This is a genomic window from Amycolatopsis sp. NPDC051716, assembly GCF_040681595.1.
Taxonomy (GTDB): Bacteria; Actinomycetota; Actinomycetes; order Mycobacteriales; family Pseudonocardiaceae; genus Amycolatopsis.
This window is the reverse complement of record NZ_JBFAZA010000057.1, coordinates 3,112-17,601: the sequence shown is the minus strand read 5'-3', so window position 1 is coordinate 17,601 and position 14,490 is coordinate 3,112. Positions and strand designations below refer to the sequence as shown.

The window sequence follows — 14,490 nt, the reverse complement described above, 5'->3', positions numbered from 1 at the left end:
CGAGCCTAGTGGGCTGCCCCGTCCGGAGGAGACCAAGGTGAGTCGTGTCGCGATCATGGCCCCCGTTAGGGTCTGGCCCCGTGCGACTCGGACTGAATCTCGGCTACTGGGGCTCGGGGAACGACCCCGCGAACCTGGCCCTGGCGAAACACGCGGAGGACCTCGGGTACGCGGTCGTGTGGGCCGCGGAGGCCTACGGCTCGGACGCGGTGACCGTGCTGTCGTGGATCGCGGCGCAGACGTCGCGGATCGACGTCGGGGCCGCCGTGCTGCAGATCCCGGCCCGCACCCCGGCGATGACGGCGATGACCGCCGCGACCCTCGACACGCTCTCGGGCGGCCGGTTCCGGCTCGGCCTCGGCGTGTCCGGCCCGCAGGTGTCCGAGGGCTGGCACGGTGTCCGCTTCACCTCGCCGGTGGGCCGCACCCGGGAGTACGCCGGGATCGTGCGGACGGCGCTGCGGCGGGAGCGCCTGAGGTTCGAGGGCGAGCACTTCACGCTGCCGCTCCCGGACGGGCCGGGGAAGGCCCTGCGGCTGACCGTCCGCCCGGCCCGCAAGCACATCCCGCTCTACCTGGCCGCGATCGGCCCGAAGAACCTGGAGCTGGCCGGGGAGATCGCCGACGGCTGGCTGCCGGTGTTCTTCTCGCCGGCGCACGCGGGGGAGCAGCTGGCCCATGTCCGCGCCGGCGCCGAGCGGGCCGGCCGCACCTTGGACGGCTTCGACGTCGTCCCGTCGGTGCCGCTGGTGCCCGGTGACGACTGGCGGACCTGCGCGGACGCCGTGCGCGGCTACGCGGCGCTGTACCTCGGCGGGATGGGGAGCAAGGAGAAGAACTTCTACAACCGGCTGGCGTGCCGGATGGGATTCGCGGTCGAGGCCGCCGAAGTGCAGGAGAAGTACCTGGCGGGCGACCGGGCCGGGGCGATGGCGGCGGTGCCGCCGGAGTTCCTCGACGCGACGTCGCTGCTGGGTCCGAAGGAACGGATCGCGGAGAAGATGACGGAATACGCCGAAGCCGGCGTGACGACCCTGTCGATGTCGCCCTACACGCCGGAGCCGGCCGAGGCCCTGCGCACCGCCGCCGAGGCGCTCGAGCTGGCGGGGGTGGCCTGACGTGGGGTGGTTCGAAGCACTCGTCCTGGGCCTGGTCCAGGGCCTGACGGAGTTCCTGCCGATCTCGTCGAGCGCGCACCTGCGGATCGTCGCGGCGCTGGCGGGCTGGGACGACCCGGGCGCGGCGTTCACCGCGGTCACCCAGATCGGCACCGAGCTGGCGGTGATCATCTACTTCGGGCCGAAGATCGGGAAGATCCTGCGGGCCTGGTTCTTTTCGCTGTACAAGGCGGAGTGGCGCCGTGACCCGGACGCCCGGCTGGGCTGGCTGATCATCGTCGGCTCGCTGCCGATCGTGGTGCTCGGGCTGCTGCTGCAGGACCAGATCGACAGCGCGTTCCGCGACCTGCGGATCACCGCGACCGTGCTGATCGTGTTCGGCGTGATCCTGCTGATCGCCGACCGGATCGGGAAGCAGAACCGCACGCTGGACGACCTGACCGTGCCGCACGGCCTGGGCTTCGGCTTCGCGCAGGCGCTGGCCCTCATCCCGGGTGTGTCCCGCTCCGGCGGCACGACGAGCGCGGGCCTGCTGCTGGGCTACACGCGGGCGGAGGCGGCGGAGTACTCGTTCCTGCTGGCGCTGCCGGCGGTGTTCGGCTCGGGCGTGTACAAGCTCAAGGACATCGGCTCGGGCGACGTGCCGGCCCAGTGGGGCCCGACGATCCTGGCCACGCTGGTCGCCTTCGGCGTCGGGTACCTCGTGATCGCCTGGCTGATGGCCTACATCAAGAAGCGCAGCTTCGTGCCGTTCGTGGTCTACCGGCTGGTGCTCGGCGTGCTGCTGTACGTGCTGATCTTCAGCGGAGTCCTGGACCCGAACGCGGGGCCCGTCGGGCACTGAGGCCGCCCGCGTGGGGACCGCGTGATCGGTCCCCACGTAGGGTGGGTCCCGTGAGTACGGTCATTCTGCTCCGGCACGGCAAGTCCACCGCCAACGGCGCCGGCATCCTGGCCGGGCGGTCTCCGAAGGTCAACCTCGACGACACCGGACGTGCCCAGGCGGAGAAGCTCGTCGAACGCCTCGGCGGGGTGCCGCTGGCCGGGCTCGTCGTTTCGCCCCTGCTGCGCTGCAAGCAGACGGTCGGCCCGCTCGCGGCCGCCCGGGACCTCGAGAAGACCGTCGAGCCCGGGCTGTCCGAAGTGGACTACGGCGACTGGACCGGCAAGGAGCTCAAGCACCTCGCGAAGGAGCCGCTCTGGCGGGTCGTGCAGGCGCACCCCTCCGCGGCGGTGTTCCCCGGCGGTGAGGGCCTCGCCCAGATGCAGGCGCGGTCGGTGGCCGCCGTCCGCGCCCACGACCGGCGGATCGCCGCCGAGCACGGCGACCACGCGGTCTGGCTGCTGTGCAGCCACGGCGACGTGATCAAGGCCATCCTGGCCGATGCGCTCGGCCAGCACCTCGACGCCTTCCAGCGGATCGTCGTCGACCCCGCGTCGATCTCGGTCGTGCGCTACACCGAGACGCGGCCGTTCGTCATGCGGGTCAACGACCACAGCGGCGACCTGCGCGGCATCGTGCCGCCGGAACCGAAGCCGAAACGGGGCAAGAAAGCCGCGTCGAGCAGCGATGCCGTGGTGGGCGGTACCACGGGCCGGTGACCCCGGCCACCTCCGGAAAGCGCTGACATCGGTACCGGGGGACCCCGTAGGGTGGCGGGACCGAGTGTTCGTCCCCGACCAGGAGCCTCCCCGATGATTTCGCCGGACAATCCGTTCGCCGCACCCAGCGAGCTGCCCTACGCCCTGCCGCCCTTCGACCGGATTTCCGACGAGCACTACCGGCCCGCGTTCGAGGCCGGGCTGGCCGAGCACGCGGCGGAGATCGAGCAGATCGCGGCGCAGGACGCCGAGCCGACGTTCGAGAACACCATCGTGGCCCTCGAGCACGCCGGTGAACTGCTGGGCCGCGTGGCGAGCGTGTTCTACAACCTGTCCGGCTCCAACAGCACCGACGAGATCCAGGCCATCCAGGCGGAGTTCGCCCCGAAGCTGGCTGCCCACCACGACGCGATCCACCTGAACCCGCAGCTGTTCGCCCGGATCGACGCGCTCCACACCCGCCGCGACGAGCTCGGCCTCGACGAAGAGTCGCTGCGGCTGCTGGAACGGCGGCACACCGACTTCAGCCGGGCCGGGGCCGGGCTGGGCGAGGCCGAGCAGGCCCGGCTGCGCGAGCTCAACGAGCAGCTCTCCACCCTGCAGACGAAGTTCCAGCAGAACCTGCTCAAGGACACCAACGAGCTGGCCGTCGTCATCGCCGACCGCGCCGAGCTCGACGGCTTCGGTGAAGGCGCGATCGCCACGGCGGCCGAAGCGGCGTCCGCGCGCGGCGAGGACGGCAAGTACGTGCTCACGCTGAGCCTGCCCACGAGCCAGGCGTCGCCGCTGGAAACCCTGCGCAACCGCGACGTTCGCGAGCGCATCCACACCGCGTCGATGGCGCGGGGCAACCGCGGCAACGCCTGCGACAACAACGCGGTCGTCGCCGAAATCGTCCGCCTGCGCGCGGAACGGGCCGTGCTGCTCGGCTACCCGGACCACGCCGCGTACGTCATCGCGGACGAGACGGCGAAGACGGCCGAAGCCGCGGCGGGGCTGCTGGAGCGGCTGGCACCCGCGGCGGTCGCGAACGCCCGCGCCGAAGCCGCCGAACTCCAGCAGCTGCTGGAAGCCGATGTGCCCGGCGCGAAACTGCGGCCGTCGGACTGGCCGTTCTACGCCGCCCAGGTCCGCCGCGAGCGCTTCGAGGTCGACACCGAAGCACTCCGCCCGTACTTCGAGGCCGACCGCGTGTACCTCGACGGTGTCTTCCACGCCGCGACCCAGCTGTACGGCCTGACCTTCACCGAGCGGGACGACCTGCCCAAGTACCACCCGGAGGTCCGGACCTTCGAGGTCTTCGACGCCGACGGCACCCCGCTCGGCCTGTACCTGCTCGACCTGTACACCCGCGACGCCAAGCGCGGCGGCGCCTGGATGAACACCTTCGTCGACCAGTCCGAGCTGCTCGGCCGCAAAACCGTCGTGGTCAACGTCCTCAACGTGAACAAGCCGCCGGCGGGGGAGCCGACCCTGCTCACCTTCGACGAGGTCGTCACCGCGTTCCACGAGTTCGGCCACGCCCTCCACGCGCTGGTCTCCGCGGTCCGCTACCCGACCTTCTCCGGCACCAACGTGCCCCGCGACTTCGTCGAATACCCCTCCCAGGTCAACGAGATGTGGATGCTGTGGCCGGAAGTCCTGGCCCACTACGCGAAGCACCACGAGACGGGGGAGGCCCTCCCGCAGGAGCAGGTCGAGAAGCTGCTCGCCGCCCAGCAGTACGGCGAAGGGTTCTCCACCACCGAGTACCTCGCGGCCTCCCTGCTCGACCAGGCGTGGCACGGACTCGGCGTCGACGACCAGGTGGGGGAGGTGCAGTCGTTCGAGGCCGAGGCACTCGTGAAAGCCGGCGTGGCCGTCGACGCGATCCCGCCGCGCTACCGCACCACCTACTTCGCCCACATCTTCAGCGGCGGCTACAGCGCCGGGTACTACTCCTACATCTGGAGCGAAGTCCTCGACGCCGACACCGTCCAGTGGTTCCGCGAAAACGGGGGACTGACCCGCGAGAACGGCGACCACTTCCGCCGCACCCTCCTCGGCCGGGGTGGCAGCATCGACCCCATGGACGCGTTCCGCGCCTTCCGAGGCCGCGACCCCGAGATCGAGCCGCTCCTGAGCCGCCGAGGCCTCGGCGGAGTCTGATCTCTCTCCTGTATAACGACCTATACGGCGGGGCTGGCTGGAAAACCAACCCCGCCGCCATACTCAAAAACAAAGCAGAGACGGGGCGAGTCAGGCCGTGACGGCTCGCGCGCCCGCGACGATGTGGTCGACGAAGCCGTAGGAGAGAGCTTCGTCGGCATCGAACCAGCGGTCGCGGTCGGCATCCACGGTGATGCGCTCGACGGTTTGGCCGGTCTGCGTCGCCGTGATCTCCGCGATGCGGCGCTTCATCCTGCCGAAGACCTCGGCCTGGATGGCGATGTCGGTGGCGGCCCCGCCGATCCCGGCCGACGGCTGGTGCATGACGATCCGCGTGTTGGGCAGGAGGTAGCGCTTCCCCGGCGTGCCGGAGGAGAGCAGGAACTGGCCCATGGAGGCGACGAACCCGAGGCCGTAGGTGGCGACGTCGGGCTGGACGAGCTGCATGGTGTCGTAGATGGCCATGCCCGCGGTGACCGAGCCGCCGGGTGAGTTGATGTAGAAGGTGATGTCCTTCGCCGGGTCGTCGGCGGCGAGCAGGAGCAGCTGGGCGACGATCCGGTTGGCCACTTCGTCGTTGACCTCGGAGCCGAGGAAGACGATGCGGTCGCGCAGGAGCTGCTGGTAGACCGTGTCGTCGGGTGACGGGGTGGTGGGTGCCTGCATGTCGGGTACGGCGAGAAGGGTCATGGGCCGACGTTAGGGTGCGGAGCCCGGGGTGCGGGGCCGGTTTCGCTGTGGGCGTGCGGTGTTCGCCGGACGCGAAAGGGCCGCCGTCCGCAGTGGACGGCGGCCCTTCGTGGTGGGTGGGCTCAGATGAGGCCGAGCTTGGCCACGGTGTCGCGTTCCTCGACGAGTTCCGCGACGGAGGCGTCGATGCGGGCGCGGGAGAAGTCGTCGATCTCGAGGCCCTGGACGATCTTGTACCGGCCGTTCTCGGCGGTGACCGGGAAGGACGAGATGAGGCCCTCGGGGACGCCGTAGGAGCCGTCGGAGGCGACGGCGGCGGAGGTCCAGTCGCCGGCCGGGGTGCCGTTGACCCAGGTGTGGACGTGGTCGATGGCGGCCGAGGCGGCGGAGGCGGCGGAGGAGAGGCCGCGGGCTTCGATGATCGCCGCGCCGCGCTTGGCGACGGTGGGGATGAAGTCGTTCTCCAGCCAGGCCTGGTCGACGGCGTCGGCGATGCTCTTGCCGCCGAATTCGGCGTGCTGGACCGAGGGGTACTGGGTGGCGGAGTGGTTGCCCCAGATGGCGACCTTCTGGAGTTCGGTCACCGGGACGCCGAGCTTCTTGGCGAGCTGGGCGAGGGCGCGGTTGTGGTCGAGGCGGGTCATCGCGGTGAAGCGCTCGGCGGGCACGTCGGGGGCGTGCGAGCGGGCGATGAGGGCGTTGGTGTTGGCGGGGTTGCCGACGACGAGGACCTTGATGTCGTCGGCGGCGCCGGCGTTGATGGCTTCGCCCTGGGGCTTGAAGATGCCGCCGTTGGCTTCGAGGAGGTCGCCGCGCTCCATGCCCTTGCTGCGGGGGCGGGCGCCGACGAGGAGGGCGATGTTGGTGCCTTCGAAGGCCTGCTTGGGGTCGTCGAAGATGTCGGTGCCGGCCAGCAGCGGGAACGCGCCGTCTTCGAGTTCCATCGCGGTGCCCTCGGCCGCCTTGACCGCCTGCGGGATCTCGAGGAGCCGCAGCTTCACCGGGACGTCCTGGCCGAGGAGCTGACCGGACGCGATGCGGAAGAGCAGCGCGTAGCCGATCTGGCCGGCGGCGCCGGTGACGGTCACGTTGACTGGGGCTTGGGTCATTGCGGTTCTCCAGCTTGAGACGACTTTGGCTAGTGCTGTGGAGCCTATCCCTCCTGGGCGTTGCCGGTCGGGTGCGTCCAGTCACTGTTGTGAGGATCGCTTTTCAGGTGGCGGAGCCCCGGTTGGCACAGCTCGCTTTTCAGCTGTCGGTGACGTTGGCGGCGAGGCGGTGGAGGAGGTCGGCGAGCTGGGCGATCTCGGTGTCGGTGAGGCCTGTTCGCATGCGTTCGTCGTGGGCGATCGCCGCTGAGGCGAGCCGGAGGAAGAGCTGTTCGCCCTCGGCGGTGAGCGTCACCAGGTGGACGCGGCGGTTTTCGGGGTCGCGGCGGCGGGTGACGAGGCCGGCGGTTTCCATGCCGTTGAGGTGGTGGGTGAGGGTGGCGCCTTGGATGCCGACGGCGTCGGCGAGTTCGCGCTGGTTGGCGACGGGGGTGGTTTTGAGGGAGATGAGGATCTGCCAGATGGGCTGGGAGCCGCCGGCGGCGGCGAGGGCGTGGTCGAAGGCGCGGGCGGCGGTTTTGGCGGTGCGGGCGAGGACGACGCCGATGGGGGCGGTGGCGGGTTTGGGCACGGCGGAACCCTAGCGCAGATGCCGAGAAGTCTAAGCGTTTGACATCTAATGGTTAGACTTCTAACGTTGAGGCATCGAACGGAAGGGGAACGCGATGAGCACCGAAGAGCAGGTCCGCGAGCTCGGCCGGGTGTGGGCCGCGGCGGAGGAACGCGGCGACACCGTGGCACTGGCCGCGTTGGCCACCGACGGGTTCCGCCTGGTCGGGCCGCTGGGGTTCGTGCTGGACCGGGACCAGTGGCTGGCGCGCTACGACGGCGGCGAGCTGGTCACCGAGAAGCTGGGGTGGACCGAGGTCGAGGTCCGCGACTTCGGTGGCACCGCGATCGCGATCGGCGTGCACGAGCAGGTCGCCACGCACCGGGGGAACCCGGTGAACGGCCGCTTCCGCGCCACGCACGTGCTGGTCCGCGAGGACGACCGCTGGCGGCTGGCGGGGATCCACCTGAGCCCGATCGGTGCGCCGTTCGTCCCCGGCGGTGACCGGCGATGAGCGTCGAGCTGAACCACACGATCGTGTGCGCCACCGATCGCGAGAAGTCGGCGGAGTTCCTGGCCGGGATCCTGGGCCTGCGGACCGATCCGGTCGCCGGGCCCTTCGTGCCGGTCCGGCTGGCGAACGGCGTCACGCTGGACTACCTGCAGGTGGAGCGCGTCACGAGCCAGCACTACGCGTTCCTGGTCGGCGAAGACGACTTCGACGCGGCGATGGCGCGGATCGAAGCCGCCGGCGTCGGCTATTGGGCGGACCCGTTCCACGAACGGCCCGGTGAGGTCAACGGTCTGAACGGCGGCCGCGGGATCTACTTCGAGGATCCCGACGGTCACAACCTGGAACTGCTGACGAGGGGGTAGCCGTGCGCTTGAGCATCGGGGTCACGGACTTCTCGTGGCCGGACAAGCCGACCGAGGAGCTCACCGCGGTCGCGGTGGCGGCCGAGGATGCCGGGCTGGACACGGTGTGGGTCGCCGACCACCTGCTGCAGGCCGACCCGCACAGCACCGCGGACTCGCCCATGCTGGAGGCGTACACGACGCTGGGTTTCCTCGCCGGGCGGACCGCCCGGATCGGGCTGGGAACGATGGTGTCGGCCGTGACGTTCCGGCCGCCAGCGCTGCTGGTCAAGGCCGTCACCACGCTGGACGTGCTGTCCGGTGGGCGGGCCCGGTTCGGCATCGGTGCCGGGCACCACGACGGCGAGGCGCGGGCGATGGGCCTGCCGTTCCCGCCGGCGGGCGAGCGGCTGGCGCGGGTGGAGGAGACGGTGCGGCTGGCGCTGCGGATGTGGGCGGGTGACGAGTCGCCGTTCGAAGGCGAGCACTACCGGCTCGAGCGCCTGATCGGGAGTCCGCGGCCGGTGCGGCGGCCGCCGATCCTCATCGGCGGCGCGGGTGAACGTCGGACGCTGCGGCTGGTCGCCCGGTACGCCGACGCGTGCAACGTGTTCGACATCCCGGACGGCGGGCGGACGGTGCGCGACAAGCTCGCCGTCCTGGCGCGGCACTGCGAAGAGGCGGGGCGGCCGTACGCCGACATCGAGAAGACGATCAGCACCCGGCTGGCTCCCGGCGAGCCGGCGGAGTCGTTCGCGCGGCGGTGCGAGGAGTTCGCCGGGTGGGGCATCGACCACGCGGTGGTGATCACGGCCGGTCCGTGGCCGGTGGCGGGGGTCGAGACGCTGGGGCGCGCGGCAGCCCTGGTCGGCTGAGCCGGGCGGCGGCCGGAGCGCGCACCGCTCGATCGTGGGTGGCGATTCGTGGCGCCGGGCGGGAATGTGCTCGTGGACGGCGCTGCCGGCCGGCAGAGTTGTTGCTACCGGTTCCCGGCGAGGCTGGGAACCGGTAGCAACAACGGTCAAATCATGCGACTGGACCGCAACCGGCTTCAGGGCGTGCGATCAGGGGCCGATGTACTCACCCCAGTACACCCCACCCCTCCACTCGGTGCGCGCGCAGTAGTAGCCCGTGGACCCGTCGGCGTGGCTCTGGCCGTCGATGTGGCAGGCGCGCAAGCCGGCGTCGCTGTAGGTCCGCAGCAGGTACAGCTCCCACGACTGCTGTGAAGAGGTCCCCGCTGACGCCGTTGGCGGCGCCAGCACCAATCCGAACATCACCAGAGCTCCGGTGAACGCGGTGGCCACCGCGGATTTCACACGATGCATCGATTCTCCCCTCGAAACGCCGGACCGCCCCCTGCGGTCCGACATCACCAGCATGGCGTCTGAGGGCTCGACGTTGGGAGATTCGATCGAAATGTCCCCAATCGGCCCAGTCGGGCGAATTTCAAGATCGCGGTGGCCGAACTCCCGGCGTGCGGCCTGATCAAGTCGTCGATCGCCCGGATCATCCGGTCCGTGGCCGGTGGCGGGCGTCGAAACGCCGGAGCGGGCGGCGGCGTTGATCGGCCGAGCCGGACGTCACGTGGGTGATCGCGGGCGGCGGCCGGGGGAGCGGGGGTGCGAAATCGTTTTCTCCGTGCATTTATTCGCGGCGGCCGGAATGGGCTTTGCGAAAATTGTCGAAACGTGAGCAATGTCGCTTGGTGGGACGAGCCGTGCAGCGTTGCTCCGTTCAGCGGGGTTTGCTTCCATGATCCTTTCGATACCATGGTCCGCGCCCCCGTCCCCAATTTGAATGTATTGGGAAGGATTCCGATGCTGTCTGCGGTCGTTGCTGCCGTAATGGCGCTGTCCTCAGTGGTCACCCCGCATTCGTGGAACACCCCTCCGCCGCCCGACAAAATCGTCATCGACGTCGTCAACGCCATCGGCACCGGCTGTCCGACCGGTACGTCCGCGGTGGCCGTCTCGCAGGACAATACGGCGTTCACCGTGACCTACAGCGCGTACACGGCGTTGGTCGGGGTCGGCGCCGGGCCGCTGGACGCCCGGAAGAACTGCCAGATCGGCCTGCGGGTGCACGTGCCGCAGGGGTTCACCTACGGAATCGCGCAGGCCGACTACCGCGGATTCGCGCACCTGGAACGTGGTGCGACGGGCCTGGAAAGAGCGAACTACTATTTCCAGGGCAATTCTCCGACGGCGTACGTTCAGCACCCGCTGACCGGGCCTTTCGAGGACGACTGGCATTTCACCGATTCCACGGAGGTGGGCGCGATCGCGTTCAAGCCGTGTGGCGAGGAACGCAACCTCAACATCAACACGGAATTGCGGTCCGCGGCCGGGACGTCGGATCCGAAGAAGACGACGAGCTACGTCACGATGGACTCGACCGACGGCAGCATCACCACCACCTACCACTTCGCGTGGCTGACCTGCCCGTGATCGGCTCCGGGTGACCGGAGGTGGAGAGGGGCGGCGCGGCGGGAAAGCTGCGCCGCCCCGGTGTGGTCAGGGCTTCGCCGGGGCCCGGGGATCGGTGGCTTCGACGTCGAAGACGCGGCCGAGGGAGACGAGGGCCTCGTCGAGGTGGCTGAGGCTGGAGAGGACGGCGCGGGTTTCGGCCGCTTCGACGCGGTCGGAGACGGGGGTGCCGTCGTCGCGCACGAGCGTGCCGGGTGTGGGGCCACCCGGGGCGCTCAGCGCTTTGCGGAGGACGTCGATGTTGGCCAGCAGCCGGCCGGTGAACTGCCGGAGCCGGTCGGCGTCGGGGCCGGCGAGCTGGCCGGGCTGGGCGCGTGCGGCGACGTGGCGGGCGCGGAAGGCGATGGTTTCCAGGGTGGTCAGCACGTGCCAGCCGTAGTCGCGGCGGGCGCTGCGGAGGTTCACCGGGTGGGTCAGCGGTTCGATGGTGGTGCGGACCTTCTCGACGCTGCGGTCGAGGTCGCGGGAGAGGTCGATGATGTCGACGTTCTCCTCGCCGGCCAGCAGGCCGCGGGTGTGCTCGAGGAACTCTTCGAGGTCGTCGAGCACCGTGGCGATGTCGTCGAGCATGACCGAGCGGGTGCGGACCGGGACGATGACGACCGCGGCGAGGATGCCGGCGGTGGCGCCGACGGCGGTCTCGGCGACGCGGATCCAGAGCACTTCGAGGCTGAACGTGCCGAGCAGGCTGTAGAGCAGGCCGAGCATGCTCGTGACGAAGAAGGCCATCACCACCTGGGAGACCCGGGCGGTGTAGACCATCCCGAACACGCACACGAGGATGAGGCCGAGGGTGGCGGCGGTGTTGCCGCCGACCAGCGACGCCAGCAGGACGCCGCCGACGATGCCGATCAGGGTGCCGCCGAGGCGGCGGACGCCCTTGACGAAGGTGGCGCCGGCGCTGGAGGCGCCGATGAACACGACGAAGACGGTGAGCACGGCCCAGTACCAGCGCTGGTGGGAGACGAGTTCGCCGCCGACCACGGCCAGCCCGCCGCCGACGACGGCCTGGATGGCGCTGCGGGTCCGGTTGTCGTAGGCGAGCCGGGGTTCCGGTTCCTCGTCCTCGTCCTCGAGCGGGTCCGCGGTGGTTTCCGGGGCGGCGGCGCGCTGGGCCCGGTCGTCGGCGAGGGCCAGCTCGGCCAGTGCTTTGCGGACGCCGTCGCCGGGAGCGGCGTGTTCGTCGATGCGGCTGCCTTCGACGAGCATGCGGCTGTATTCGCCGGTCTGGCTGATCAGCGGGAGCTCGCGCGGGTCGCGTTCCATGAGGGCGCGGAAGCGGGCGAGGCGGGCGATGAGGTCGTCGCGGACCTCGACGGTGAGTTCGCCGGAGCAGGTGCGCTGGACGGTGATGGCCAGCCACTGCACCGCGAGCTCGACTTCGATGGCGCGGCGGCGCAGCCGGTCGGCGGCGCGGTCGTCGAGGACGTCGGGGGCGGCGTCTTCGATGAGCAGGACGCATTCGTGCAGCCGCGCCAGTGCCGAGCGGAGTTGCTTGCGGGTGCGTTCGCTGCCGTTGACCGCGAGGTGGGCCTCGGCGGCGCGGACGACGGCGCCGAGGCGGGCGCGGAAGGCGCGGCGCACGCGGAGGAATTCGGCCGCGGCGTTGCGCCGCAGCAGGACGAACCGGACGACGGCGTTGGCGAGGACGCCGACGCCGAGCGCCATCAGCAGCTGCGGGACCTGCGTGACGTGGGCTTGCAGGAACATCGGGAAGAAGAACAGGAAGAAGGCGATCGAGCCGAGCGCGGTGCCGCGGGCGCCGAAGCGCTGGGCGTAGACCGCGACGAAGATCAGCAGGACGAACACGATGCTGTCGGTCGGCGGCAGCGCCGAGCCGAGGCTGGCGACGGTGATCGACGCGGCCCCGGTGAGGAAGGCCAGGACGAGGGTGACGGCCTGGCCGCCCGGGGTGGGGTCGTTGACGGTGAACGCCGTCATCATCGCGGCGATGGCGCCGACGAGGGTGACGGTGAGCGGGACGTGCGCGGGCAGCAGCGCGGCCACGGCGAGCACGATGCCGAGCACGGCGGAGCCGGCCAGCCGCAACCGGACCAGGCCGGGGTCGGCCGCCACGAGCCGGTCGAGGGCGGCGGTGCGGAGGTGGTTCATCGGGCGAGGAGCTCCCATTGGGCGAGGGTGGCGCGGTGGCCGCGGGTGGCGGTGATCCGCAGCCGGTAGCGGGCGTGCGCGGCCGGGGTGGCGAGGGCGAACGGGCGGGTCTGGCGGCGCCAGCGGAACAGTTCGCCGTCGCGTTCGTCCAAGGTGGTCCAGCCGACGCCGTCGTCGGAGCCTTCCAGCACCCATGCGCTCGGGTCGCCGCGGCGATCTCCGGACGTCAGCGTGTACAGGGTGACTTCGCGGGGTTCGCCGGTGACGGTGAACTCGATCGCCGGGGTGGCGCTCGAGAAGGTGACCTGGGTGCGGGTGGTGTCGTCGAAGAGCGCGCCGGTCTTGGTGCCGTCGGAACTGGTGGCGGTGCCGGTGAGGTCGGTGACGGGGGCCGGGTGCTCGGCGGGTGGCGGCGGGGCGCCCCAGCCGGTGGGTTCGGTCGTCAGGTCGAAGACGAGTTCGGCGCCGGCGGCGAGGGTGGCGTGGCCGATCGAGGTGGCGTCGTGCGGTGCGCCGTCGACGGTGAGCCCGCGGACGTAGACGGTCTCATCGGTGTTACCGGGGGCGTGGACGACCAGCTTCCTGCCCTCGCCCAGGTGCACGGTCGCCTTCTCGAACAGGGGCGAACCGATCGCGTAGCGCGGGCTGCCGACGGCGAGGGGGTAGAAGCCGAGGGCGCTGAAGACGTACCAGGCGGACATCTCGCCGTTGTCCTCGTCGCCGGGGTAGCCCTGGCCGAGGTCGCTGCCGAGGTAGAGCCGCCGCAGCACCTCCCGCACGACGGCTTGGGTCTTCGCGGGCGCGCCGGCGAGGTTGTAGACGTAGGGGATGTGGTGCGAGGGCTGGTTGGAGTGGCCGTACTGGCCCATCCGGACGTCGCGGGCTTCGGTCATCTCGTGGATGAGGCCGCCGTACGCGCCGGGACGGCGGCCGGTCTCCGGAGTGGCGAAGAAGGTGTCCAGCTTGGCTTCGAGCCCCTCGGTGCCACCGTGGAGGGCGGCGAGGCCGGGGCCGTCGTGCGGTGCGGTGAAGGCGGTGTTCCAGGCGTTGGTCTCGACGAAGTCGCCGCTCCAGGCGGCCGGGTCGTAGCCCTCGGGGGCGAACTTGCGCCGGCCGTCGCGGTGGCGGCCCTGGAAGAACCCGATCGCCGGGTCGAAGTGGTGGACGTAGTCCTTCGCGCGTTCCCGGAAGTAGGCGGCGTAGTCGGCGTACATCCGGGCTCGCGGCCCGTCGCTTTCCCGCGACAGCGCCTCGGCGAGGTTGGCCAGGCCGAAGTCGTTGATGCACCCCTCCAGCGCCCAGGACAGTCCTTCGCGGACCGACGCCGGGGTGTAGCGGAGGAAGATCGACTCTTCGAGGCCCTTGCGGCCGACCGCGCGGCGCGGCGGGCTGACGGTGGCGTTCTTCAGCCCGGCGTCGAAGGCGGCCTCGACGTCGAAGTCGCGGACGCCCTTGAGGTAGGCATCGGCGAACGCCACGTCCGAGCTGGTGCCGGTCATCAGGTCCGCGTAGCCGGGGGAGGACCAGCGGGCGATCCAGCCGCCTTCGCGGTACTGCTGGACGAAGCCGTCGATCAGCCGGCCGCAGCGGTCCGGCGCGAGCAGCGCGTAGGCGGGCCAGGTGGTGCGGTAGGTGTCCCAGAAGCCGTTGTTGACGTACAGCTCGCCGTCGACGACCTTCGCGCCGGTGGGGCCGGGGGGGGGGGGGCCCCCCCCCCGCCCCCCCCGGGGGGGGGGGGGGGGGCCGGGGGGGGGGGTGGGGGGGGGGGGGGTGGGGGTGGGGTACAAGCCGGGGTTGGCGGGGGTAAGCGTGGGGCG

13 protein-coding genes and 1 pseudogene are annotated in these 14,490 nt (G+C 70.9%); 8 read left to right on the top strand and 6 right to left on the bottom strand.

Translation table 11 applies throughout. The annotated features are described in order from the left end of the window. Positions 1-80: 80 nt before the first annotated feature. The 4 genes from AB0M30_RS44475 (at position 81) to AB0M30_RS44460 (ending at position 4,868) form a co-directional block, all read left to right on the top strand. A complete protein-coding gene (locus tag AB0M30_RS44475; RefSeq protein WP_364597784.1) occupies positions 81-1,118 on the top strand; it encodes an LLM class F420-dependent oxidoreductase in 1,038 nt (345 codons plus the stop codon). A 1-nt stretch (position 1,119) separates the two neighbouring features. Next, positions 1,120-1,962: an undecaprenyl-diphosphate phosphatase gene (locus tag AB0M30_RS44470; protein ID WP_364597781.1), complete on the top strand. Its 843-nt coding sequence runs from the start codon at positions 1,120-1,122 to the stop codon at positions 1,960-1,962. Between the two features lie 50 nt (positions 1,963-2,012). Next, positions 2,013-2,720: a histidine phosphatase family protein gene (locus AB0M30_RS44465; protein ID WP_364597778.1), complete on the top strand. Its 708-nt coding sequence runs from the start codon at positions 2,013-2,015 to the stop codon at positions 2,718-2,720. Positions 2,721-2,813: 93 nt separating this feature from the next. Then, positions 2,814-4,868 carry a M3 family metallopeptidase gene (locus tag AB0M30_RS44460; RefSeq protein ID WP_364597775.1) on the top strand — a complete coding sequence of 685 codons (2,055 nt, stop codon included), beginning with the start codon at positions 2,814-2,816 and terminating at the stop codon, positions 4,866-4,868. A 90-nt stretch (positions 4,869-4,958) separates the two neighbouring features. On the opposite strand, the gene AB0M30_RS44455 is transcribed toward AB0M30_RS44460, so the two are convergent. The 3 genes from AB0M30_RS44455 to AB0M30_RS44445 form a co-directional block, all read right to left on the bottom strand. Beyond that, a complete protein-coding gene (locus AB0M30_RS44455; protein WP_364597772.1) occupies positions 4,959-5,558 on the bottom strand; it encodes an ATP-dependent Clp protease proteolytic subunit in 600 nt (199 codons plus the stop codon). Between the two features lie 122 nt (positions 5,559-5,680). Further along, positions 5,681-6,667: a malate dehydrogenase gene (locus AB0M30_RS44450; RefSeq protein ID WP_364597769.1), complete on the bottom strand. Its 987-nt coding sequence runs from the start codon at positions 6,665-6,667 to the stop codon at positions 5,681-5,683. 139 nt (positions 6,668-6,806) lie between these two features. Next, complete coding sequence (locus AB0M30_RS44445) at positions 6,807-7,238, bottom strand: MarR family winged helix-turn-helix transcriptional regulator (protein ID WP_364597766.1); 432 nt, start codon at positions 7,236-7,238, stop codon at positions 6,807-6,809. 94 nt (positions 7,239-7,332) lie between these two features. On the opposite strand from AB0M30_RS44445, the gene AB0M30_RS44440 reads away from it, so the two are divergent. From AB0M30_RS44440 to AB0M30_RS44430, 3 genes are read left to right on the top strand one after another with little or no spacing between them, the layout of a single operon-like run. After that, on the top strand, positions 7,333-7,731 hold the full coding sequence (locus AB0M30_RS44440; RefSeq protein WP_364597763.1) for a nuclear transport factor 2 family protein: 399 nt from the start codon (positions 7,333-7,335) through the stop codon (positions 7,729-7,731). Next, complete coding sequence (locus tag AB0M30_RS44435) at positions 7,728-8,093, top strand: VOC family protein (protein WP_364597760.1); 366 nt, start codon at positions 7,728-7,730, stop codon at positions 8,091-8,093. The genes AB0M30_RS44440 and AB0M30_RS44435 overlap by 4 nt, the downstream gene beginning before the upstream one ends. A 2-nt stretch (positions 8,094-8,095) precedes the next feature. Beyond that, positions 8,096-8,947, top strand: a complete 852-nt coding sequence (locus AB0M30_RS44430; RefSeq protein WP_364597757.1) for a TIGR03560 family F420-dependent LLM class oxidoreductase — start codon at positions 8,096-8,098, stop codon at positions 8,945-8,947. Positions 8,948-9,136: 189 nt separating this feature from the next. Here the strand turns inward: AB0M30_RS44430 and AB0M30_RS44425 are convergent, their stop codons facing one another. Further along, a complete protein-coding gene (locus AB0M30_RS44425) occupies positions 9,137-9,400 on the bottom strand; it encodes a hypothetical protein (protein WP_364597754.1) in 264 nt (87 codons plus the stop codon). Positions 9,401-9,892: 492 nt separating this feature from the next. Between AB0M30_RS44425 and AB0M30_RS44420 the strand changes: the two genes are divergently transcribed. Beyond that, positions 9,893-10,522 carry a DUF4360 domain-containing protein gene (locus AB0M30_RS44420; RefSeq protein WP_364597850.1) on the top strand — a complete coding sequence of 210 codons (630 nt, stop codon included), beginning with the start codon at positions 9,893-9,895 and terminating at the stop codon, positions 10,520-10,522. A 66-nt stretch (positions 10,523-10,588) separates the two neighbouring features. Here AB0M30_RS44420 and AB0M30_RS44415 read toward each other — a convergent pair whose 3' ends face one another. Together AB0M30_RS44415 and AB0M30_RS44410 are read right to left on the bottom strand one after the other, a co-directional pair. After that, positions 10,589-12,673, bottom strand: coding sequence for an FUSC family protein (locus AB0M30_RS44415; protein ID WP_364597847.1), 2,085 nt, complete (start codon positions 12,671-12,673; stop codon positions 10,589-10,591). Further along, positions 12,670-14,361: pseudogene (locus AB0M30_RS44410) on the bottom strand (glycoside hydrolase family 92 protein); the annotation flags it as partial. The pseudogene AB0M30_RS44410 and the gene AB0M30_RS44415, both read right to left, overlap by 4 nt. Positions 14,362-14,490 lie beyond the last annotated feature (129 nt).